Origin of the sequence: Adlercreutzia sp. ZJ473, from assembly GCF_013185065.1 — a bacterium.
Taxonomy (GTDB): Bacteria; Actinomycetota; Coriobacteriia; order Coriobacteriales; family Eggerthellaceae; genus CAAEEV01.
Window position 1 is genome coordinate 1 of record NZ_JAAVTO010000030.1, and the last position, 22,292, is coordinate 22,292.

The window sequence follows — 22,292 nt, forward strand, 5'->3', positions numbered from 1 at the left end:
GGGCGGGCGGCCGCGGCCGCGGCGGCGGCCCGCCCGCCTTCCGCCCCTTCGCCATCCGCTTCCGCTTCCGCAGGCGCCTCCGCCCCTGCGAGCGCCTCCGCTTCCGCAAGCCCTTCCGCCGCCGCGAGCTCCCCCGCTTCCGCAGGCTGCTGCGCGGAGTCGTGCTTGCCGTCGTAGATGGCCTTGACGGTCGCCTCGTCGAGCTCTGCGGGCACGCCGTCGAACACCTTGCGCCCGCCCGAGAGCGCGATGACGCGGTCGGAGTACTCGAGCGCGAAGTCAACCTGGTGGAGGTTCACCAAGCAGGCGATGCCCAGCTCGTCGGCCGCCCACCGCAGACGGTCCATCACCGTGCGCGAGGACTTGGGGTCGAGGCTCGCGATGGGCTCGTCGGCCAGCATGAGCAGCGGGTCCTGCACGAGCGAGCGCGCGATGCCCACGCGCTGCTTCTGCCCGCCCGAGAGCGAGTCGGCGCGCGCGTAGGCGAAGTCGCTCAGGCCCACCTGCTCGAGCGCCTGGAACGCGCGGCGCTTCTCCTCCTCGGTGAAGATGCCCAGCGACCCGGCCAGGGACGACTTGTAGCCCAGCCGGCCCTGCAGCACGTTCTCCACGGCCGTGGAGCGCCCCACCAGGTTGTAGTGCTGGAACACCATGGCGATGCGGCGGCGCAGGGCGCGCAGCTCCCGCCTGCTCGCGGTGCACACCTCGCGCCCGTCGAACGCCACCACGCCCGAGGTGGGGACCACGAGCCGGTTCACGCAGCGCAGAAGCGTCGACTTGCCCGCGCCCGACGAGCCGATGATGCTCACGAACTCGCCGCGGCGCAGGCTGAACGTCACGTCATCGAGCGCGCGCGACCAGCCGTCGTAGCTCTTCGTGAGGTGGCTCACCGCCAGAAGAGGGCTTTCCTCTCGCATGGCCCGTCTCCCCTAGTTGCTGCTCAGCTTGCGGATGGGGTCATACCACGCGTCGTCGGTTCGCACGAAGCACTTCTTCTCCGAGTCCTTCTCGAAGATGCCCTTCGCGTTCTCGTCGTCGGGGTTGACGAAGATGCGCTCGTCGTTCGCCACGGCGTCCGAGCAGAAGTAGTCGATGATCTTGTTGCGGTCCTCGTCCGAGATGACGCCCTCGTTGAAGCAGAACGGCGCGTTGAGCACGGGCGTCGAGGCGATGATGGTGAAGCGCTTGCCGCGCACGGCGTCGAAGGGCGCCTCGGCGTCGGCCTTCACCTCGTACACCGAGCCGGGCATGTTGGCCTCGCCCGACACCAGGTTGAGGAACATGTCCACGTCGACGTCGTCGAAGGCGGCCACCTCGGCGTCGCCCGAGAGCAGGTTCACCGCCGAGCCCTGGTGCGAGTTGCCGAAGAGCACCTCGGAGAAGAACCCGCCGGCTTCGAGCAGCACGTCAGAGCTGTCGAGGCCGAACTCGCTCACGATGGCGGCGGAGGGGACCTTGAAGCCCGAGGTGGAGGTGGCGGTCACGAACGAGAACGACTTGCCCTTGATGTTCTCGATCGAGTAGCCCGCGCCGTCCTTGTACTGGTCGGCGTTCTCCTCGAGCACGCTGATGCGGCTGTAGTAGCAGGCGCCCTCGAGCCCGCCTTCCTCGTCGGAGTCGGTGAACGCCGCCTGCACCTGGGAGTTCTTCTTGTTCGCCTGCACGTAGCCCTCGGCGCCGAGCAGCGCCATGTGCGCCTTGCCCGTGGCGATCGACTCGATGGCGACGTTGTAGTCGGTGGTGGTGAGCAGCTCGGCCTTCCTGCCGCACGCAGCGGTGATGGCGGCGCCGATGGCCTCGCGCGAGGCGGTGAGGTCGCTGGCGGAGTTGTCGGGCAGCCACACCATGGTGACAGGCTCGCTGCTTGCGCCGCCCTGCGCCGCAGAGCTGCTCGAGCCTTCCTGGCTCCCTGACGAGCATCCCACGAATCCCCAGGTGAGCCCCATGAGTGCCAGAGCTGCCGTGCCCTTCACGAAGTGACGGCGGTCGATCGGTTGCGTCTCCATTCTTCACTTTCCTTCCTCGTCCCGCCTTGCGGGAGCGGGCCAGATGGCTTGTTGCGCCAGGCAAGCGGGAGTGGGAGGGGGACTCCGCTTGCGCCGGCATGGTGCCCATAGTAGGAGCGCCGTGTTTGAGGAAGGTCAAGTGCGCGCAAGGAAAGCGGACGAAGTTGGAAAAGATTCAGTCAAAGCCCAGGTGGGCGAAGCGGCGCTCACGCGTCGGGGTGGTTCCGCAGGGGCCGAAGCCGCGCCGTCGGAACCCCGCCCGCAGGACGTCCTCTATCATCCTTTATCTTCGTCTATCTTCGTCTATCTTCGTTTATCTTTCTTTATCATTCGTAAGTCCATCATGTTGCGCAGGTGGGAACCCGGCGAAGGCAAACCGCACCCATACGATCAGTCTTTCGAATCGCAAAAAAAGGGAGCAGCACGCGGCTGCTCCCTTGCATTCGGCGCGCGCCTCCGAGAGCTACAGGATGCTTGCCATGTAAAAGCCGTAACGAGAGACGCAAAGCGCCGCGACAGCAAGCACTGCCACGACTACGCTCGCCGTCCGGGGTGCAATCTTGCCTGCGCGGGTGACGAACGCCACCGCGCCAGCCGCGAGCGCCAGCGCAGCGCCGGCGCCGAGGCACAGCGCATCCTCCCCAAGCCCTGCGAATACAACCGCCTGCCAGGCAAGCACGCAGGCAAGCAGCACGCCGAGCATGCCGAGCACCAGCGCAAGCGCGCCGTCAAGCTTACCGCGCAGCACCGCCCACAACGCCATGCCGGCGGCGAGGCCGCCGACGAGGAACAGCGGCAGCGTCGGCGCGGCAATCCACGCGACAACGCCGTACGTTGTCGCGTACGCTCGCGTCATCACGAGCATCAGCACGACGCCGATCACGGCGCCGACTATGCGCACACCGCGCGATGCGCGCTTCTTCGACACGCAGAACACCAGGTCAACCGCGGCAACTACGCCAAGCGCGCACGCCGCGATGCCCTCCGAGGTGAGCGCGCTCGCGGGATTGTTGAGCACCGTCAGCGCCAGCGCAGGGCGCCCGAGGTGCCCGAGTGCGCCGAAGCAGCCCGCCGCCACCAACACGAGAGCGATCAGGGGGAACAGCCACGGGCGAGCGGTCTCGCGCTCGTCGGGGAACGTCGCCGCGCCCACGTAGGCGCCCGCAGCCAAGCCCGTGAGCACGGTGAACGCCAGCAAGGGGAATTCGGAAATCATGGTATACCAACCGTCCTAAGTCTAGTTGAGGGGAACAATCTCGTTGTCTACGATGCCGAACGGGCGCAGGGTCGCAAGCGCCGCGAGCGCGTCGTTCGCGGCGGCAAGCTGCTCGAAGCCGCCCGCCGCCTCCGCGGGCAGGGCGCCCGACTCCGCCCAGAACGCCGACTCCTCCAAGAGCACGACGTCCACCTGCGCAAACGCCGCGAGCGCCTCGAGCAGCTGCGGATAGAGCACCGCACGCGCACCCGCCTTGGAGTTGCGCACGCTCTTCGCGTACACGCCGAGCCACGGCGTCAGGTGCGCGGAGGCGAACGCCTCTTGCGCCCTCAGCTGCCGCGCGAGGTCGTCGGCGCGTCGTGCGCGAAACGCCGCGAGCGAGCGCCCGGCCAGCTGCGCCATGAACGCGCACAGGGCGGACACATGGTCGTCGGGCACCGCCTGGACGCGCCGCAGGGAAAAGCCTTGCTCGCGATAAGCCGCGCGCACCGCAAGCGTGTTCGCCTGGAACAGCGCCGCATCGTGCGCGCCCGTGTACGGCGACTCGTACGGGGAGGCTGGCAGGGCGCCCGGGCCCACGAACACGCGCACGTACTCATCGCGTGCGGCGTCGAGCAGCTCCGCCGCAGCCGTCGCGCCGAGGTGAGCAGGCGCCGACGGGCTCGCGGCGGCGTCAGCGGCTCCAACGGCCCCGGCCGCTCCAGAGCCATCGCCGGCGCCGCAGCAGCGCGCCCGCATGTCCGCCAGAAACGCCGCGAACCCCGCGAGCACATCGCTTCCCTGCGCGAGCTCCTCAACCACGTCCGCGGTCGCCTCGCTGAGAAGCGCCCCGAGAACCGCCTCGTCAGGCACGCCTCCCGTCAGCTTGTGAAAGAGCGTGTACAGGTGGGCGCGCGCCACCAGAAGCGCCTCGAGCTGCAGCGCGTCGCTTGCGCACTCGGCGCGCTCGGCGCCGCCAGCCCGCTCGTCCACGCGCCCGGCGTCTTCCCGCCCGGCACCGGCCGTCATAGCGTGACCGCCTGAGCACCTTCGCGCAGCGCCGCCGCGGCGGGCGTCACCAAGACGTTCGGCGACGTGTAGGCTGCGCTCGGCAGGTACGGCAGCTCGCTCACCGCGTCGTCTCCGTACTTCGCGCGCAGCTCGTCCATATCGCCGAAGTCAAGCGCGCGCATGGGGCACGCCGCCACGCAGACGGGCTGCATGTCAGCCGCGCGCAGGTCGATGCAGCTGTCGCATTTCACGATCATGCTGGTGACCTCGTCGAACTGCGGCGCTCCGTAGGGGCACGCCGCCATGCACATGCGACACTGCACGCACTTGCCGTCGTCGTGCAGCACGATGCCGCTCGCGTCTTTGTACATCGCCGTCGTGGGGCAGTTCGCCACGCACGCCGGGTTCTCGCAGTGGTTGCAGCTCATCACGTGGTGAAACAGCGCGGCGTCGGGGTACTCCCCGCACTCGAAGGTGTCCACGCGGCGGGGGCGCGGCCCGCACGCATGCATGTCGTGACGGTCCTTGCACGCCACCTGGCACGTGCGGCACCCGATGCAGCGCTGCATGTTGAAGTAGAATCCGTAAGCCATGACCGTCTCCTCCTAGTTCTCGTTGCTCGCCGCGTACATGGCGGCGGGGTCGGCGAGGTACGCGGGCGCAGCCGCGTCGTCAACGCCTGCGGCGAAGAACGGCGCGCGCTCGAAGTCCTCGCACAGCGGCTCCCCGTCGTACTTCTTCACCTCGATGAGCAGGCTGTTGTAGCCGTTCAGGTGCGGGAAGTAGTTGGACAGCTGATGGTCGGAGAGCATCTGCTCGCTGCCGCCGCGGTCGATGATGTCCTCGGGATCGCTCTCGTCGAACACCGAGTGCACGCCATGCGGGATGGCGACGGTTCCGGGCATCATGGATTGCAGCGGCTGCGCGATGCGCAGCATCTTGCCGAAGTCGTTGAAGCACATGACGGTGTCGCCCGCCTCGATGCCGCGCTCGGCGGCGTCCGCGGCGTTCATGAACACCGGGTTGCGGAACGCCTCCTGCGTCCACGCCATGTTGTCGTAGCACGAATGCGCACGGCGCATGTAATGCGGGGTGAACGCCTGCAGGGGGAACTTGCCCTTCTCCTTGGTCTCCCAGTTCGCGAAGGTCTCCTGGTAGCCGCGGCGCGGCACGAAGTAGTTCGCATAGGGCTTGAGGGGCTCGTCGGCGAGACCCGTGCGGTTGACGTTGTCGGCCTTGAACTGGCAGTAGATCTCCAGCTTGCCGGAAACCGACGGGCGCGGCCAGGCGGTGTCGGCCACGACCACCGACTCGCCATCTTCCCCGATGCCCAGCTTGTCGTCGCGGTAGCCCACGTAGTTGCGCGCGTCATCCGCAGAGCGCGTGCACACGTAGCAGCCGTCGGCCATGAACTGGTCGAAGGCCACCTTTCCCTCCTGGGTCGGATAGCTCGCGTGGTACTTCTCGTTGTCCTCGTCGGTCCAGGTGATGACGGGCTCCCACTTCGACAGGTCGGGCGCCAGCTCGCGCATGCCCAAAAAGTAGCCGAGCCACTGGTCGTAGTTGCTCTTCGGGTAGGCGTCGTCGGGGTTCGCGCCCATGCGCTCGATGATCTCGCGGAACACCTGCTTCTCGTCGCGGGCCTCGTACAGCGGCTTGATGAGCGGGCGCCACGCCAGAAGAGCGTCCTTGCGCTGCTTCTGGCCGTTGCCGTCGCCGAACGGGCTCGGCCAGGCAAGCTCCCCCCAGCTCTCGTCGTCGTTGCCCTCCCAATGGGTGATAACCGGCAGGATGATGTCGGCGAACTGGGCCGTCAGCGACAGCTTGATCTCGAAGGACACGCACGTGTCGGCCTGTCGCATCACCTTGATGGCCGTATTCAGGTCGCCGCGCGTCTGCATGAAGTTCGAGTTGGTGGCGATCAGCAGGCGCGGGTTGACCTCCATCTCCTGCGCCTCATGATAGGTGGGCGTGTTGGCGCGCAGCTTCGTCGGGTCGTTCACCGCGTCGGAAGAGCCCAGGTCGAAGGGGCCGTCGGAGGTGGTGATGTACCTTCCGTCCAGCATGCAGCGCCACCAGGCGGGGCCTTCGATGTTCTTGCCGGGACCGGTCACCGCAGGCGAGCCCACCAAGTTGTCGATGTAGCCGTAGTCGCCGCCCGCGTGTTGGATGAGACGGTAGCCCGAGTCGCCCGCATCCCATGTGTAGATGGCCGCCGAGCCGTGGCCCGACTTGCCGTAGTGGCCGCCTAGGGCCGACACGGTCATGAACGCCTGGGGAAGGTTCTCCGCGCCCAGGTAGCGGGAGGAGGCGTAGCTGTGCAGGAAGACGACCTTGTTCTCCTTGCCCGCGAGCTCCGCGTACCAGGTGATGTCCTCCACCGGCGTGCCGCAGATCTCGGCTGCCCACTCCGGCGTCTTCGGCGTGTCATCGTAGGCGCCCAGCACGTAGTCGCGGAAGTTCTCGTCGAGCTTCGCGTCGGCCGGCATGGTCTCAGGCGTGAACCCCACCGTGCGCTCGTTCACGAAGTCCCAGTCGATGACGTTGCCGCGCTCTTCGTCAAGGCGAATCATCTCGTAGATGACCGCCAGCAGAAACGCTGTGTCAGTGCCGGGGCGCACGCGAATCCAGCGAGCGTCCAGCGACGAGGCCGACTCGTTGTAGTTCGGCCCCACGTACACGAACTGCGTGCCGGACTTCTTGGCGTTGTGCAGCCAGTACATGGAGGAGTAGTGGCACCATGCGGGATTGCAGCCGTACAGCACGATGGTGTCGGCGTTCGGCAGGTCGTACTTGTCGGGCGCCATCATGATGTCGGGATGGTCGCCCCACGAGTACATGCCCAAAGCCTCGGTTTGGAAAGCCCACGTGCCGAACGACTCAACCTCGGAGTCGTAGATGGCGCCGCCGATGACGGGGAACATCGCCGAGCCGGGCGCCCAGCGCCAGGCGTTGCAGATGACGCCCTTCTCACCGTATTCCTCGTAGACGCGCTTCAGCTCGTCGACCACGTAGGTCAGCGCCTCGTCCCAGCTGATGCGCTCCCACTCGTCCTTGCCGCGCAGCTCGCCGTGGGCGTTCTCGCCGCCGCCGGGCTGCCAGCTCTTGCGCTTCATGGGGTACTTGATGCGGTCGGCGTTGTACACCTGCTGGCGAAGCGAGCGCCCTCGCAGGCAGCCGCGCTGCTGGGGGCAGTCGAAGCTGTCGGCATGCGAGTCGTCGGTCTTCTGGCGCACCACCACGCCGTCGACCACGTAGCCCATGTTCAGGCACATCTGGTTGCAGTTCTGGTGGCAGTGGATGGGCATCCACTCGCCCTTCCCGTCGACGACCTCGTCATCATGCGCCACGGCGTCGTGCGGCGCGGCGCCCCCGTTCGCACCCGCCTCAGCGGCATGCGCCGTGCCCGCACCTGCGGCATGCGCCAGCGCAGCGGCAGCGGCAGCCCCTGCGCTCAGGTGCAGAAAGTCGCGGCGCTTGATGCTTCTGTCAAGAAGTGACATATCTTGCTCTCCTCCTTCTTCCGTTCCGTGCCTTCGGAACCTCTGGACAGGAGAATACGGAGTAGACACAAGGTATGACAATTACCTATAATGTAAATAAAACTATGCTTGTAAGGTATATGCAGTGGTGAGCGGCTGAGGATGCGGGCGATCGAGCGCCTGCGGGACAGGCGCCCCACGGCAGCCGACGGAAGGAGCACGTCATGGAGATACGGACCCTCAGGTACTTCCTCGCCGTGGCGCAGGAGGGCAGCCTCTCGCATGCCGCCAAGCGGCTGCACGTCACCCAGCCCACGCTCTCGCGGCAGCTCGCCGCGCTCGAGGACGAGCTGGGACGCCAGCTCTACACGCGTGGGCACGCGGGCGTCTCCCTCACCGAGCACGGCGCCATGCTCGCGCGCTACGCCGAGAGCATCGTGGAACTCGCCGACAAGGCGCAGGCCGACATCTCGCTGCCCGCCAAGACCGTCTCGGGCAGCGTGCACATAGCCGCCGGCGAGACGCGGCTCGTGGGCACGCTCGTTGAGGCGATGCGCCGCGTGCGCGACGCCTACCCCCTCATCGACTTCCAGCTGTACAGCGGGACCACGTCGGATCTGATGGACGGGCTCGTGCGCGGGCGCTTCGACCTCATGCTCGAGTGCGAGATGCAGGCGCACGTGAACCTGAACGCCCTCGTGCTGCCCGAGCGCGACCGCTGGGGCATGGTCATGCGCCGCGACGACCCGCTCGCCTGCCGCGCGAGCGTGGGGCCTGCGGACCTCGAGGGGCGGGCGCTCATCACCCCGCGGCAGGGGGCGAACGCCGAGCCGCTGCGCAGCTGGCTGGGGTCCCTCGCGGAGACCGCCGAGATCATCGCCGCGTACGACCTGCCCTCCAACGTGCAGTGGCTCGTGGAGCGGGGTTTTGGCATCGCCTTCACCTACGAGGGGCTGATGTCGTCGGACGGGTCCAGCAAGCTCGCCTTCGTGCCGCTTGAGCCTCGCATCGAGTCGAGGCAGGGCATCATCTGGCGCAAGTCGCTGCCCACCAAGCAAGCCCAGGTATTCCTCGACGTCCTGCACGAGGTGGTGGAAGAGGCGGCGAAGTAGCGCGGCAAGGTAGCGCGAAGCCGGCATGTTGCGGCCGCAGCGCCCCCGATGGCCTTTTGCCTGGTTCACTTCGGGAAACCCATCGGCTATGCTGCCCTCATGACGAAAGGCCGACCAGGCAAGGAGGACGCCATGGAGACGGAGTGCGAGGTCATCACCATCGGGAGCGAGGAGAGCTACGAGGACCTCAAGGAGGCCATGCAAGCGCAGACGCACTGGGTGCGCTTCTTCATGCGCCCCTGCTGCCCGGCACCGGGCGAGGGCACGGCCCGCAGCCTCGCCGAGCGGCTCAAGTCCGAGATCGACGCACGCGCCGACTTCGCCGAGGAGCAGCGCGCCGACCTGAAGGGCATCGTCGACGAGCGGCTCGCCTGGTACCTCGCCCTCCCCGTGAGCCACACCGCCTAAAGGCGGGCACGTTGGGTTATGCCTTCGAGGCATAGAGCGAATTACGCTACGGGCAGTTCGCCTGCGCGCGCCTTCGCCTTACCATATGCTCAGGTTTACGACGAAGATGGGAGAACCCGTGCAAAACGAGAAACTTGAGCTCGCTCAGGAGTGGGACAAGGTGTTCCCGCAGAGCGACAAGGTGAGCCACCGCAAGGTCACGTTCCACAACCGCTACGGCGTCACGCTGGCGGCCGACCTCTACGCGCCGAAGGCGGCCGATGACGCGGCAGGCGCCCCAGCGCTGCTGCCCGCCGTGGCCGTGTCGGGCCCGTTCGGCGCCGTGAAGGAGCAGTCGAGCGGCCTGTACGCGCAGACGCTCGCCGAGCGGGGCTTTCTGGCCCTCGCCTTCGACCCGTCGTTCACGGGCGAGAGCGGCGGCGAGCCGCGCTACGTGGCATCGCCCGACATCAACACCGAGGACTTCTGCGCGGCGGTGGACTTCCTCTCCACGCTTGACGGGGTCGACCCCGAGCGCATCGGCATCGTGGGCGTCTGCGGCTGGGGCGGCTTGGCGCTTTCCGCCGCCGCGCAGGACACGCGCATCAAGGCCACGGTGACCGCCACCATGTACGACATGAGCCGCGTGAACGCGCGCGGCTACTTCGACGCCGACGACAACGCGGACGCGCGCCGCAGCCTGCGCCAGGCCCTCAACGCGCAGCGCACGGCCGACTACGCGAGCGGCTCCTACCAGCGCGCGGGCGGCGTCGTCGACCCGCTGCCCGAGGACGCGCCGCAGTTCGTGCGCGACTACTACGCCTACTACAAGACGCCGCGCGGCTACCACCCGCGCTCGCTGAACTCCAACGACGGCTGGAACGTCACCTCGTCGCTGCCGTTCGCGAACCTGCCGCTTCTGGCCTACGCGAGAGAGATCGAGAGCGCCGTGCTCATGCTCCACGGCGAGAAGGCGCACTCGCTCTACTTCAGCCTGGACGCCTTCGCCCAGCTCAAGCAGCCCGAAGGCGGCTACCAGAACGCCAACAAGTGCCTGATGGTGATTCCCGGCGCCAACCACACGGACCTCTACGACAACCTCGACGTCATCCCCTTCGACGCCATCGAGGCGTTCCTGCGCGAGCACCTGTAGGGCCGACGCCGACGCGAACACATGCGGGGGCGGGGCGCGGAGCGCGGGGCTCTGCCCGCGCGGAAGCGGGCGAAGGCATCGCTTCAGCAAAACATGCGGGGGCGGGACGAGGCCGCACGCAGCATCGTCCCGCCCCCGCAGCGCGCCCCATCCGCTACAGCTCGCGCGAGCGGCACACGCGCAGCGATATCGCCAGGCTCGCCGCGTAGAGCGCAAGCGGCACCACCACGAGGACGACGAACAGGCCCGCATACCCGCTGCCGAAGAGAGGCTCCAGCGCACCCGCGGGCAGAAGCCCGTCGAACAGGCCGTTGCCGGCGGCGGCGCAGAAGCCCCCTACCCCGCACAGCGTCGCAAACGGCAGCACGCGAACGGCAAGCGTCATGTCGAAGCGCATGATGAACGGCAGCGTGACGGAAGCCGCCACCAGCACCGCCACCACGCCCGCCAAACCGGCGGCCACGATCATCTCGGGCGGGTTGTTCTCCAGAAGCAGGCTCTCAAGCGGCGCGCCCTGCCCCATCACGCCGGCAAGCAGCGCCGCCACGCCCGTGATGGCAAACGTGTACGCCAGGCTCATCCCGAGCGACAGCACCGTCACCAGAAGCAGGCTCGCGTAGCGCCCCGCCACCACGTCACGGCGGCTCATGGGCATGGCCAGGCGAAACGACCCCCAATTGTTCACCTCGTCGTAAGCCGAGGCGTTGAACACGAACGAGAAGGGAACCAGGGTCGCGGCACACGCCGCCGTGGCCGCCAACGTGTCCACGCTGAGCGCGATGACGAGGGAAACCACCGCCATGATGACGAGCAGCTGGATCAAGCTGCGGCGCATGGTAATCAAGTCGGAAAATATCATCGCCTTCATCGGGCCTCTCCCTTCAACATCAGCCTCATGTAGTCGTCAATGCTCACGCGCTCGCACGCCACCTTCGGAAAGCGGCGGGACAGGAGCGCGCGGTCGGGCACGAGCACCTCGTGCGCGTACGCGCCGGCCATGACGCGCAGGCTGCCCGGCGCGAACGCGCCGCTCTCGACGATGGCCCGCGCCTGCTCGGCGCCGCAGCGCGCCACGCCCGCGACGTCGCAGATCACGTCGACCGTGCAGTCGAACATCACGCGCCCCGCGTCGATGCACACCACGTAGTCGGCGATCTTCTCCAGATCAGACGTGATGTGGCTCGACAGGAGGATGCCGCGGCGCTCGTCGGTCATGAAGCCGCGCAGGATGTCGAGCACCTCGTCGCGCGCCATGGGGTCGAGCCCCGCCGTCACCTCGTCGAGGATGAGCAGCTCAGGCGCATGCGCCAGCGCGAACGCCAGCTGCAGCTTCATGCCCATGCCGCGCGAGAGCTCCTTCACCCGCTTCTTCGCGCCGAGGTCGAACTGGCGCGCGTACTGTTCGAACAGGCCGCGATCCCACGTGGGGAACGCGAAGCGCCCGATGCGCTCCACGTCGCTCACGAGCGACTCGCTCGGGAAGGGGCAGGCGTCGAACACCACGCCGATGCGCGCCTTCGCGCGGACGAGCGCCGCTTCGTGGATCTGAGGCGCGCTGCTTGCGTTCGCCACATTCTTCTGATCTGTTGATAATTCCCCACCTTCCTCAAATCCGCAGACAGGCTCGCCGAAGAGCGCGACGTTGCCCGCGCTCGGGCGGATGAGCCCGAGGATCGTCTTGATGGTGGTGGTTTTGCCAGCACCGTTCGATCCGATGAATCCGGTCACGCAGCCAGCTGGCACGCTCAGGCTCACGTGATCGAGCGTGAACCCCGGATACGCTTTTGCAAGGTTCTCAACCCTGACGAGGTCGTACATAGTCATTCCTTTTCTGGACGTCTTTCGCAATGCAGGAATGTTTCACGTGAAACATTCGTTCGTGAACCACAAGGGCGCTTCCGCGCCGCCGCGCCTGGCGTCAACGTGTCCGACGAGGGAGCGCCGCCGCACTTGGCGTCAACGCGTCACGCCTCGTGCGAGCGCTGGCGCTTTGACGCCGCCGCGTTACGCCTGGTGCGGGCGCTGCGGCGGCGCGGCCGCGCGCACGGCGCTCCCCGCGCCCTACGCGCCAGGCGCCTTACGCGTCGGACATGTCCTCGGCCAGCACGTCGAGCATGTCGTGCAGCTCGCGCACCGTCACCCCCGCCGACAGCGCGTCGAAGAGCGCCTGCTCGAGCAGCTCCTCCACGTGGCGCAGCCGCTCCTCGCGCAGAAGCTCGAGGTTGCCGCCGGCCACGAAGCTGCCCTTGCCTCGCATCGTCTCGATGAAGCCGAGCTCCTCGAGGTCGGCGTAGGCGCGCTTGGTGGTGATGACGCTCACGTGCAGGTCGTTCGCCAGCGCGCGGATGGACGGAAGGGGGGTGCCCTCGCCCAGCTCACCTGCGAGGATGGCGTCCTTTATCTGGGTCGCTATCTGCTCGTAGATGGGCTTGCTGCTCGCATTCGAGATGATTATCTCCACGTTGCCTGCCATTTCTCGCCTTCTCCGAAGGGCGTTTTCCACAGCGCCCTTTTCGTAGCGCGCTCTTCGGAACGTATTCTTCGGAACGCGTTCTTTGTAGCGCGCTCTCCGGAACGCGTTCTTCGTAGCGCGCTCTCCAGAGTGTGTTTTCCGGAGTGCGTTCTCCAAAGTGCGTTCTTCGTAGTGCGTTCTTCGTAGTGCGTTGCGCGAATTCGCTCGCACAGCTCTCGCGCGTTGATCAGGCGCACGCTAACTGTGCATATCATGATATATACACTATATACACAGTATGCACAGTTAGCAAGAGGAAAGGCGAAAAATATGGCAACTCTGTGACGTTCGCTCGCTATTTAGCACTCTCAGCTTGAGAGTGCTAATTCAGCGTGCTATAACGTACTCGTAAACAGAACCAGGCGCAAGACTACCGAGCCCGCGAGGGCAGCACATCACGCGAGAGAAGCACATCAGCCACGAGCCTCGCAGCGGGCGCGCAGCCTTGCAGCCGCAACCGAACGGAGATGATCCCATGTCCATGCTGGTACCCGCACGCGCCAACGCCCCGCGCAGCCTCTTCAACACCCTGATGAACGACCCCTTCGAGGCGTTCTTCGACACGCCGGCGCGCACCACCTCCCCCACCCTCATGCGCACCGACATCCGCGAGACGCCTGAGGGCTTCGAGCTCACGGTCGACCTGCCCGGGTTCAAGAAGGAGAACGTGACCGCCGAGCTCAAGGACGGCTACCTCTCCATCAGCGCGCGCACGCAGACCGAAGCCACCTCCGAGGGCGACAAGGGCACCTGGCTGCGCAAGGAGCGCTTCAGCGGCACGTGCAGCCGCAGCTTCTACGTCGGCGAGGAGATCGTCGAGGAGGACATCCGCGCTCGCTTCGAGGACGGCCTGCTCAAGATCGCGGTGCCGAAGAAGCAGCCCGCGCCCAAGCTCGAGGAGAAGCGCGTGATCGCCATCGAGGGCTAGCAGCGCAACGCACGATCGAGCGCAAGAACGCCTATGAAGCGAAGGAGGCGCCCCAGCATGCCGCTGGGGCGCCTCCGCTTGCGTTGGGGGACCGGACGTCGAGGGTCTGCGCCCGCCTACCTCCCGAGCCCGGCGAGCACGGCCTCGTGCAGCTGGCCCAAGCCCTCCTCGTCTTCGGTCCACTGGTGCGTCAGCGTGCCGAAGGCCAGGTCGAAGCCGCACTTCTCCAGCGACTCGGCCACCTCGTCCGGACCGTTCTTGCCCCAGCCGAACGAGCCGAACGGGATGCCCACGCGACCCGGCCAGCCGCCCTTCGGCGAGAGCCCCTTCAGGTAGCACAGAAACGCCGCCACCGTGGGCATCATGCCGTTGTTGAGCGTGGGCGAGCCCACCGCCACGTACTTCGCCGGCAGGACCTCAGTCATGATGTCGGAGATGTGGTTGGCCTTCAGGTCGAACAGGCGCGTCGGCGTGCCCGCCTCGATGAACGCCTCCACGATCTGGTGCGCCATGGCCTCGGTGGTGTGCCACATGGAGTCGTACACCACCACCGCGTACTCCTCGGGCTCAAGCGAGCTCCAGCGCGCGTACTCCGCCATGATCTCGGGCACGTGGCTGCGCCAGATGACGCCGTGGCTCGGCGCGATCATGTCGATGTCGGCGTCGGCGAGCGCCCCGAGGGCGCGCACCACGTGGCGCGAGTACGGCATCACGATGTTGGCGTAGTACTTCTTCGCCTGCGCGAGCACCTCGGGCAGGCCCACCTCGTCGTCGAAGTGCTTGGACGAGGCGAAGTGCTGGCCGAACGCGTCGTTGGAGAACAGGATCTTGTCGTGCGGCGAGTAGGTGACCATGTTGTCGGGCCAGTGCACCATCACCGTGGCGGTGAACGTGAGCGTGCGCTTGCCGATGCAGAGGATGTCGCCCGTCTTCACGGACACGTACTCGTAGGCGTCGCCGTAGTGCGCGGCGAGGCCCTTGAGCCCGTGCGGGCTGCTCGTGACGATCTTCGCGTGCGGCGCGCGCTCCATGATGGCGGGGATCGCACCCGAGTGGTCCTGCTCCACGTGGTTCGACACCACGTACTCGATGCGCGCCGGGTCGATGATGTCGCTGATGCGCTCGATGAGCTCGTCGGCGAACTCGGGCTTGCAGGTGTCGATGAGCGTCACGTGCTCGTCGAGGATCAGGTACGCGTTGTAGGTTGACCCGCGGTCGGTGGTGTAGCCGTGGAAGTTGCGCTCGTTCCAGTCGATGCCGCCCACCCAGTACACGTCGGGCTTGATCTCAAGTGCTCTGAGCATGTGGTCTCCTTCTCGATAGGACCGTCGTCGATGTGCTTGCGCCGCATTGTAGCGCCCGGAAAGCGCAAAAGCCGCCTCCCCGGGGAGACGGCTTCGAATAATCAGAATGAGCAGGCTGCGACGAGCCCGCTTCGTCCCTTACGCGGCGCGGAAGAAGCTCTTGAGCAAGCTGGGACGAGACATGATCCGGGCCTTGGCCTTCAGGTCGCACCCAGCGCCGCGGCCGAGCGCCTCAACCTGGTAGTCAGGCAGGTTCGCCTCGATGGCGCGCCCGACGTGCTGGTTGACTTCCCACGCGTTCGCCTTTGCGACGATCAGATTGGCATTCATGGTGAATGCTCCTTTCTGGAACGTTTGCCCGTTGCCTGCGGGCGGTTGACAGTACCGCGCTTCCTTTGCGGTCGCGCAAGGCTACCATAGAACCGCCGTGTTTTGAAGCGGTAAGCCGAAAATGAGCGCAGAGTCAAATTCCCGTTACCTTTTCGTCAGACTTCCTCCACAGGATGAGCCGGCCTTCGCGCCCGCGCGGCCCCGAAGGCTGATTTAGAATGGGAGCTGCCGCCGCGCGCGGCGCCCGCGATCCCGCGAAGCCGCATGCTCGCGGGCGCTGGCCCGCCGGCCGAGACGCCGCCGCGCAGGCCGCGCGCAAGCTGGCACGACCACGAAGGAGCACCATGCCCGTCATCCGCCTGACCACCCTCGACGACGCCCGCCTCGCGCCGTTCTCGCGCATGACCGACGCCGAGCTGCGCGACGCGCGCCAGATGGTGGGCCTCGCGCGCGCCGTCGACGCGCAGGACCGGGCGGCGGCGAACGCGGACGCGGACGGCGCGGCCACGCGCGCGACGTACCCCGCCGACCCCAACCGCCTCGCGGACGGCCTGTTCATCGGCGAGTCCAGAAACGTGATCGAGCGGGCGCTCGCGGCCGGCATCGAGCCCTTCGCGTTGCTTCTGGAAGACTGCTGGCTCGACGCCACGCGCCCGCTCATCGAGCGCCTGCTCGCGCGCGACCCCTCGCTGCCCGCGTTCGTCGCCACGCGCGAGCAGATGCGCGCGCTCACCGGGTTCACGCGCACCCGCGGCGCGCTCGCGGCCTTCCTGCGGCCGCCTCTGCCCCGCGCCGAGGACCTGCTCGCCGGCGCGCGGCGCGTCGCCGTGCTCGAGGACGTCACGAACTACACCAACGTCGGCGCCATCTTCCGCTCGGCGGCCGCGCTCGGCGTGGACGCGGTGCTCGTCACGCCCGCCTGCCACGACCCCTTCTACCGGCGCGCGGCGCGCGTGTCGATGGGCACCGTGTTCCAGGTGCCGTGGACGCGCATCGGGAGCGGCCGCGACTGGACGCGCGAGGGCCTGCCGCTCCTGCGCGCGGCGGGCTTCACCACCTGCGCGCTCGCGCTGTCGGACGACTCCATCCCGCTGCAGGACCGTCGCCTGCGCGCCTGCGACAAGCTGGCGCTCGTGCTGGGAACCGAGGGCGACGGCCTCGCCCCCGCCACCATCGCCGCATGCGACTACACGGTGCGCATCCCCATGGACCACGCCGTGGACTCGCTCAACGTGGCCGCCGCCTCGGCCGTGGCGTTCTGGGAGCTGCGCGTGAGCCACCGCGACTGAGCGAACCAGGCGCGCGGGCCGAACGTCCCTGCGAACTAGGCGTTCACACAGGCCGAACGCCCACGCGGGCCGAACGTCCCTGCGGGGCAGCCCGCCCCAAGCGGTCCCGCCGGCCCTACCCGATGCCGCCGTAGAAGATCCCGAGCACGATCACGAGCGCGGTGATCCCCACGAACACGTACTTCGGCAGGTAGTCGAACCAGGCGCCGAGCGGCTTGTCATGCCCGAGCTGCGCCTGCTCGCGCGCGAACCCCTTCGGGCACACCCAGAAGAACATGATGGCGGCCAGAAGCGCGCCCGTAGGCATCACGTAGATCGACACCACGTCCATCCACGTCGACACCACGTCCCCGCTCTCCAGGAACAGGCCCACGCCCACGGCGATGACGGCGATGATGCCCACCGCCACGCCGCGCGAGAGGCCGAACTGCGCCTGCAGCGCCTCCACCGGCGCCTCGAACAGGTTCATGAGGCTCGTGACCGCGGCGAACGTCACCGCGACGAAGAAGACGACCACGAAGACGCTCCCGAACGGCATCTCCTGGAACACGCTCGGCAGCGTGATGAACATGAGCGGCGGGCCGCTCGCCACGTCGAGGCCGAACACGAACACGGCCGGCACCACCGCGCATGCCGCCACCATGGCCGCCAGCGTGTCGAAGATGGCCACGTTACGCGCCGACGTGACCACGTCGACGTCGCGCTTCAGGTAGCTGCCGTACACGAGCGTGCCGTTGCCGGCGATCGACAGGCTGAAGAACGCCTGGCCGAGCGCATACACCCAGGTGGTGGGGTTGGAAAGCGCCTCCCAGCGCGGCACGAGCAGATACTCGTAGCCCGCGCCCGCGCCCGGCAGCGTGGCCACGCGCACCACCACGATCACGAACAGCACGAAGAACGCCGGCATGAGCACCTTGTTGATGCGCTCGATGCCGCGCGAGATGCCCAGTATCATGACGGCGAACGTCACCGCGAGGCCGAGCACGTGGAAGCCCACGTTGCCGAACTCCGACGCGATGCCGCCGAAGAACGCGCCCATGCTCTCCTGGGCCATGAGCTGGCCGTCAAGCGACGCCACCAGGTAGTTGAACGCCCAGCCGAGCACCACGGCGTAGCCGATGGCGATGGCGAGCGAGCCGAGCGTGGGGATGAGGCCGATGGCCTTGCCGATGCCGCGCGCGTGCGCCACGCCGCGCTTCTCCAGGGCGAACGCGAACGCGCCCATGGGGCCCGTGCCCGCCGCGCGGCCGAACGCCATCTCGCCGATGACGCCCGTGAACCCGATCAAGACCACGAACAGCAGGTACGGGATCAGAAACGCCGCGCCGCCGAGCTCGGCCACGCGATACGGGAACAGCCAGATGTTGGCCATGCCCACCGCGCTTCCCACGCACGCCAAGATGAATCCCGTGCGCGTGGCGAAGCTGTCGCGACGCCCCTTCCGCTTTGCCTCGGTTACTTCCTCAGTCATTGCACACTCCTTCGAAAACGCAAGTCGTTCCATGATACGACAACTGAGGAATATCCCGCCCCACGACCTTCGCCTATTTCGCAGACGCGCTCTGGCGCGCCAAGCGCAAGGCGCGCGGCCCAACGTCCGCGCGCCCCTTCGCCACTTCGCAGACGCGCCGAGAGGCGCCTTGGCGCAGCCCCTCCGCGGATGCTCTCAAGCACGCCTAGAGCATGTGCGCGCGCAGCTCCTCGGGGGTCTGGGCGCTCAGGTACGCCGGCGCGATGTCGAAGATGGTCTTGCAGCCGCGCGCGCCCTCCTGGCTCAGGCGGTGCGCCGCGCGCGCGAAGGCCACGAGCACGCTGCCCGTGAACTCGGGGTTCGAGTCGAGCTTGAGCGAGAACTCGATGACGTGGGTGTTCTCGCCGTTCACGCCCGTGGCGCCCGTGCGGATGACCGAGCCGCCGTGCGGGATGCCCGCGTGGTCGCGGTCGAGCTCCTCCTTGCTGATGAACGTCACCGTGGTGTCGTAGTCGGCGAAGTAGTTGGGCATCTCGACGATGGCGCGCTCGATGGCCTCCTCGTCAGCGCCCGGCTCGGCCACCACGAAGCACTCGCGCGTGTGCTTCTGGCGCGTGGTGAGCTCGGGGTTCTCGCCGGCGCGCACCGCGGCGAGCGCCTCCGGCACCGGCACCGTGTACTGGCGCGCGTCCACCACGCCGGGGATGCGGCGGATGGCGTCGGAGTGCCCCTGGCTCACGCCGCGGCCCCAGAACGTGTAGTCAGCGCCCGCGGGCATGATGGCGTTGGCGTACAGGCGCGACACCGAGAACATGCCCGGGTCCCAGCCCACCGAAATCACGGCCACGTGCCCGCTCTCGCGCGCCGCCTCGTCCACCGCGGCGAAGTGCGCGGGGATGTTGGCGTGCGTGTCGAACGAGTCCACCACGTTGAACAGGCGCGCGGCGGCCGGCGTCTGCTCGGGCAGGTCGGTGGCGCTGCCGCCGGCGAGCACGAGCACGTCGACGTCGTCCACGTGCGCCTCCAGGTCGGCCGCCGGCCACACCGCCACGCCCGCGGTGCGCACCTTCACGCTTTCCGGGTCGCGGCGCGTGAACACCGCCGCCAGCTCGGTGTCGGGGTTCGCCGCGCACGCCAGCTCCACGCCGCGGCCGAGGTTTCCGTATCCCAAGATGCCAATGCGAATGTTGCCCATGAGGTTCTCCTTGTCCGTTGATCAAGCTCAAAGGGGAAGCGCCGACAGCCCGGCAGCCCGCGAGGGGCGCCTTGCCGAAGCGCTCTGCGCGAAGAGAGCTCGGGCGCACTTCGCCGCCTGAGGCTCCCTCCTCGGATTTCCAGATGCAGAAGGCGGGGCGTGCGCCCCGCCGCGAGAAGTATACGCCGCCGCGCGCATGCCGCGGCGAGCGGCGCGGGCAGGCGCACGAAAAAAGCCCCTCGCGAGCGAGGGGCTTTCGGGCTTGCCGAAGCTTGAGCGCACAGGCTGCGCGAGCTTACTGGCCGGGGGCCTTCGGGGCCGCAGGAGCGCCGGGGGCCTTCGGGGCACCGGGGGCGCCAGGCGCGCCGGGGGCCGCGGGGGCGCCGGGCACGGCCTTCTCGCCGTTGAGGTAGGGGGTGAAGTCGCACTTGCAGAAGGGGCAGGACTTCAGGACGAGACCGCCCATGGCCTGGATCTTCTTGCCGCACTCGGGGCATTCGTTCGGGCCGCCGCCTGCGGATGCATCTGCCGGTCTAAAACACATAATCCGTTCTCCTTTCAGAACCAACACTCAGCGTGGCACCGCTTCCGTCCAAGCCGTGCCCCACCTGCCGACGCAGGCCGCCGTGACGCACATGACGCCGGGGGCGCATGCAGACCATGCCAGCCTGCCGATATGGGAGAAGATTATGCCCTCACGCGCACAAACGCCTCACAAAGCGCCCTGAATTCCGCGAACGGTCATCCCCCGAAGGGCATGAGCGAACGCGGCCGGCACCCCATGCCGGAGGCGCGCGCCCCAGGCGAAGGGGACGCGCGAAGGGCGGGGGACCGGCGAGCGGGCCGGCCATCCCCAACGGCCCTCAGAGCAGCGCGATGGTGAACGTGGTGACGCCGCCCGCGCTCTCGGCGCGGATGCCGCCGCCGTGCGCGATGACGATCTCCTTCGCGATGGCGAGCCCGAGGCCCGCGCCCCCGCCGCCGGAAGCGCGCGAGGCGTCCTCGCGGTAGAACTTGTCGAACACGCTCCGCAGATGCGCCTCGGAGATCTCGCGGCCTTCGTTGGAGACGGTGAGCAGCCACGCGTCCGTCATCGCGCTGCGCCGCGCGCGCAGCTCGACGGCCGTTCCCTCGCTCGCGTAGGCCACCGCGTTGCGCAGCACGTTGCCCACGGCGCGCGCGAGCTTGTCCGGATCAACGAAGAACGTCTCGCCTGCAGGCGCCTCCACCCTGATCTCAAGCCCGCGCGCCTGCGCGTCGGGGTAGAACGCCTCGGCGACCTGCTCGCAGAACAACCGCACGTCGACGGTGGCGCGCTCGACGGGGATGGCCTGCAAGTTGTAGCGCGTGATCTCGAAGAACTCGTCGATCAGGCCCTCGAGGCGCTCGGCCTTCCCAAGCGCCACCTCGGTGTACCGCGTGCGCGTCTCGCTCGAGAGGTCGGGCGTGTCGGCGAGCAGCGACAGGTAGCCCACCACCGAGGTGAGCGGGGTCCTCACGTCATGCGCGAGGTAGGCCACCAGCTCGTTCTTGCGGCGCTCGGCCGCCACGGCGGCGCGCTCGTCGGCAAGCGACGCCTCGCGGACGGCGTTGAGCTCGCCCTGCACGATGGCCAGGTTCGGCGAGAGCGCCACGGGCCTCTCGCGGTCGGCCACGAGGCCAGCCACCGCGCCCGCGAGCTCGTCGAAGTAGCGCAGCGAGCGGTTGACGCTCAGAAGCGCCGCCACGATCACGCCGCCCAAGCACACGACGAGGGCGAGAGGAACCTTGAGCGCCTTGAGCGTGTTGTAGGCCCCCAGGTGACGCACATGGTAGAGCTGCTCGGCATCCGACCAGACAACCTGGAAGTCCGAGGAGGGGGTGCCCTCGTTCTCGAGGTACGCGTCTATCTTCTCGGCGGGCACCTCGAACCACGTGGAGGTGCGGTCGGCTATCCAGTTGCCTGCCGCGTCGAGCACGAAGGCGTCGAGCATGAGCGCGACCACGGTGAACGCGAGCGTGAAGGCGCCTACGCAGACGAGGATGCGCCCGAAGAGGCGACGGCGCAGCACGCGCGTCTGGGCACTGCGGAAGGCGGCCATCACGCGCCCCCGCCCGCGCCGGCCGCCAGCTTGTATCCCACGCCCCATGCCGTCTCGATGAACGCAGTCGAGGCGTCCACGGCGGCAAGCTTCTTGCGCAGATGGCGGATGTGCACCATCACGGTGTTGGCAGCCGAGGCGTCGTAGCGCTCGCCCCACACCTCCTCGAAGATGTCGCGCGTGGCCACGGGCGCGCCCGCGCGACGCGCGAGGAGCGCCAGGATGGCGAACTCCTTCGGCGTGAGGGGAAGCGCCTCGCCGTACAGCGCGGCCTTGTGCGCTCGCAAGTCGACCTCGATGCCGCCCGCGACCACCACGTCGGGGCTTGCGAGCGCGGCTTGGTCGCAGCGCGCGCGGCGCAGGCGCGCCTTCACGCGCGCCACCAGCTCGCGCGGCTTGAACGGCTTGGTCACGTAGTCGTCGGCGCCGAGCGTGAAGCCCACCACCTGGTCAGCCTCCTCGTCGCGCGCCGTGAGGAACATGATGGGGACCTCGGAGGCGGCCCTCATGCGGCAGCACAGCTCGAACCCGTCCATCCCGGGCATCATGACGTCGAGGATCACCAGGTCGAACGGCTGCTCTTCGAAGAGCTCGAGCGCGCGGCGGGCACCGAGGCACGCCTGCACGCACATGCCCGCGTCCGCGAGCAGGCTGGCCACCAGCTCGGCGATGGCCGCCTCGTCGTCGCACACGAGCACGCGCGGCGCGTCCACGGCGCCTGCAGAGCCCGCGACGCCCATGACGCTCCCGGCTCTCGCAGCGTCCCTGGCGCTCCCGGCGCTCGCAGCGTCTCCGCCTTTCGGCATGTCTTTGTCCACCTGCGTCTCCATGGGTTC

At 68.0% G+C, this 22,292-nt stretch carries 21 protein-coding genes; 5 read left to right on the top strand and 16 right to left on the bottom strand.

Annotated elements, in window-relative coordinates:
- From phnC to HRL41_RS07055, 6 genes are all read right to left on the bottom strand, one after another.
- The coding region (gene phnC, locus HRL41_RS07030) for a phosphonate ABC transporter ATP-binding protein (RefSeq protein ID WP_172136155.1) at nucleotides 1–917 on the bottom strand (917 nt) is incomplete at its 3' end.
- 12 nt (nucleotides 918–929) lie between these two features.
- Nucleotides 930–2,006 carry a phosphate/phosphite/phosphonate ABC transporter substrate-binding protein gene (locus tag HRL41_RS07035; protein ID WP_165173687.1) on the bottom strand — a complete coding sequence of 359 codons (1,077 nt, stop codon included), beginning with the start codon at nucleotides 2,004–2,006 and terminating at the stop codon, nucleotides 930–932.
- Between the two features lie 463 nt (nucleotides 2,007–2,469).
- A complete protein-coding gene (locus tag HRL41_RS07040; protein ID WP_172136156.1) occupies nucleotides 2,470–3,222 on the bottom strand; it encodes a DmsC/YnfH family molybdoenzyme membrane anchor subunit in 753 nt (250 codons plus the stop codon).
- A gap of 21 nt (nucleotides 3,223–3,243) precedes the next feature.
- A complete protein-coding gene (locus HRL41_RS07045; protein WP_172136157.1) occupies nucleotides 3,244–4,230 on the bottom strand; it encodes a molecular chaperone in 987 nt (328 codons plus the stop codon).
- Nucleotides 4,227–4,805 (bottom strand): 4Fe-4S dicluster domain-containing protein, encoded by a 579-nt coding sequence (locus tag HRL41_RS07050; RefSeq protein ID WP_172136158.1) that lies wholly within the window; start codon nucleotides 4,803–4,805, stop codon nucleotides 4,227–4,229. Before HRL41_RS07050 ends, HRL41_RS07045 begins: the two co-directional genes overlap by 4 nt.
- Before the next feature lie 12 nt (nucleotides 4,806–4,817).
- Entirely contained in the window at nucleotides 4,818–7,715 is a 2,898-nt protein-coding gene (locus tag HRL41_RS07055; RefSeq protein ID WP_172136159.1) for a molybdopterin-dependent oxidoreductase, read from the bottom strand.
- A 203-nt stretch (nucleotides 7,716–7,918) separates the two neighbouring features.
- Between HRL41_RS07055 and HRL41_RS07060 the strand changes: the two genes are divergently transcribed.
- From HRL41_RS07060 to HRL41_RS07070, 3 genes are all read left to right on the top strand, one after another.
- Nucleotides 7,919–8,806, top strand: a complete 888-nt coding sequence (locus HRL41_RS07060; protein WP_165173187.1) for a LysR family transcriptional regulator — start codon at nucleotides 7,919–7,921, stop codon at nucleotides 8,804–8,806.
- Nucleotides 8,807–8,938: 132 nt separating this feature from the next.
- Nucleotides 8,939–9,214, top strand: a complete 276-nt coding sequence (locus HRL41_RS07065) for a hypothetical protein (protein ID WP_172136160.1) — start codon at nucleotides 8,939–8,941, stop codon at nucleotides 9,212–9,214.
- Nucleotides 9,215–9,332: 118 nt separating this feature from the next.
- Nucleotides 9,333–10,346, top strand: coding sequence for an alpha/beta hydrolase (locus HRL41_RS07070; RefSeq protein WP_371808815.1), 1,014 nt, complete (start codon nucleotides 9,333–9,335; stop codon nucleotides 10,344–10,346).
- A 154-nt stretch (nucleotides 10,347–10,500) separates the two neighbouring features.
- Here the strand turns inward: HRL41_RS07070 and HRL41_RS07075 are convergent, their stop codons facing one another.
- The 3 genes from HRL41_RS07075 to HRL41_RS07085 all read right to left on the bottom strand — a co-directional run bounded on the left by HRL41_RS07075 (nucleotide 10,501) and on the right by HRL41_RS07085 (nucleotide 12,819).
- Nucleotides 10,501–11,214, bottom strand: a complete 714-nt coding sequence (locus HRL41_RS07075; RefSeq protein WP_172136162.1) for an ABC-2 transporter permease — start codon at nucleotides 11,212–11,214, stop codon at nucleotides 10,501–10,503.
- Nucleotides 11,211–12,164, bottom strand: coding sequence for an ABC transporter ATP-binding protein (locus HRL41_RS07080; protein WP_172136163.1), 954 nt, complete (start codon nucleotides 12,162–12,164; stop codon nucleotides 11,211–11,213). Before HRL41_RS07080 ends, HRL41_RS07075 begins: the two co-directional genes overlap by 4 nt.
- Nucleotides 12,165–12,423: 259 nt before the next feature.
- Nucleotides 12,424–12,819 (bottom strand): GntR family transcriptional regulator, encoded by a 396-nt coding sequence (locus HRL41_RS07085; RefSeq protein WP_216662567.1) that lies wholly within the window; start codon nucleotides 12,817–12,819, stop codon nucleotides 12,424–12,426.
- Nucleotides 12,820–13,333: 514 nt separating this feature from the next.
- Here HRL41_RS07085 and HRL41_RS07090 point away from each other — a divergent pair.
- A complete protein-coding gene (locus HRL41_RS07090) occupies nucleotides 13,334–13,786 on the top strand; it encodes an Hsp20/alpha crystallin family protein (RefSeq protein WP_165173197.1) in 453 nt (150 codons plus the stop codon).
- 116 nt (nucleotides 13,787–13,902) lie between these two features.
- On the opposite strand, the gene HRL41_RS07095 is transcribed toward HRL41_RS07090, so the two are convergent.
- Together HRL41_RS07095 and HRL41_RS07100 are read right to left on the bottom strand one after the other, a co-directional pair.
- Nucleotides 13,903–15,090: an FprA family A-type flavoprotein gene (locus HRL41_RS07095; protein ID WP_172136164.1), complete on the bottom strand. Its 1,188-nt coding sequence runs from the start codon at nucleotides 15,088–15,090 to the stop codon at nucleotides 13,903–13,905.
- Between the two features lie 138 nt (nucleotides 15,091–15,228).
- Nucleotides 15,229–15,420: a hypothetical protein gene (locus HRL41_RS07100; protein WP_165053961.1), complete on the bottom strand. Its 192-nt coding sequence runs from the start codon at nucleotides 15,418–15,420 to the stop codon at nucleotides 15,229–15,231.
- 344 nt (nucleotides 15,421–15,764) lie between these two features.
- Here HRL41_RS07100 and HRL41_RS07105 point away from each other — a divergent pair, with 344 nt between their 5' ends.
- The gene (locus HRL41_RS07105; RefSeq protein WP_253904764.1) at nucleotides 15,765–16,709 is read left to right on the top strand and encodes an RNA methyltransferase; all 945 of its coding nucleotides are present in this window, start codon (nucleotides 15,765–15,767) and stop codon (nucleotides 16,707–16,709) included.
- A 115-nt stretch (nucleotides 16,710–16,824) separates the two neighbouring features.
- Here HRL41_RS07105 and HRL41_RS07110 read toward each other — a convergent pair whose 3' ends face one another.
- The 5 genes from HRL41_RS07110 to HRL41_RS07130 form a co-directional block, all read right to left on the bottom strand.
- Nucleotides 16,825–18,180, bottom strand: coding sequence for a sodium-dependent transporter (locus HRL41_RS07110; protein ID WP_165173201.1), 1,356 nt, complete (start codon nucleotides 18,178–18,180; stop codon nucleotides 16,825–16,827).
- A gap of 205 nt (nucleotides 18,181–18,385) precedes the next feature.
- Nucleotides 18,386–19,375, bottom strand: coding sequence for a diaminopimelate dehydrogenase (locus tag HRL41_RS07115; RefSeq protein ID WP_172136165.1), 990 nt, complete (start codon nucleotides 19,373–19,375; stop codon nucleotides 18,386–18,388).
- Between the two features lie 295 nt (nucleotides 19,376–19,670).
- On the bottom strand, nucleotides 19,671–19,919 hold the full coding sequence (locus tag HRL41_RS07120) for a hypothetical protein (RefSeq protein ID WP_165173185.1): 249 nt from the start codon (nucleotides 19,917–19,919) through the stop codon (nucleotides 19,671–19,673).
- 319 nt (nucleotides 19,920–20,238) lie between these two features.
- Nucleotides 20,239–21,504, bottom strand: coding sequence for a sensor histidine kinase KdpD (locus HRL41_RS07125; protein WP_172136166.1), 1,266 nt, complete (start codon nucleotides 21,502–21,504; stop codon nucleotides 20,239–20,241).
- Nucleotides 21,456–22,286 (bottom strand): response regulator transcription factor, encoded by an 831-nt coding sequence (locus HRL41_RS07130; RefSeq protein WP_253904765.1) that lies wholly within the window; start codon nucleotides 22,284–22,286, stop codon nucleotides 21,456–21,458. Before HRL41_RS07130 ends, HRL41_RS07125 begins: the two co-directional genes overlap by 49 nt.
- Nucleotides 22,287–22,292: the final 6 nt, after the last annotated feature.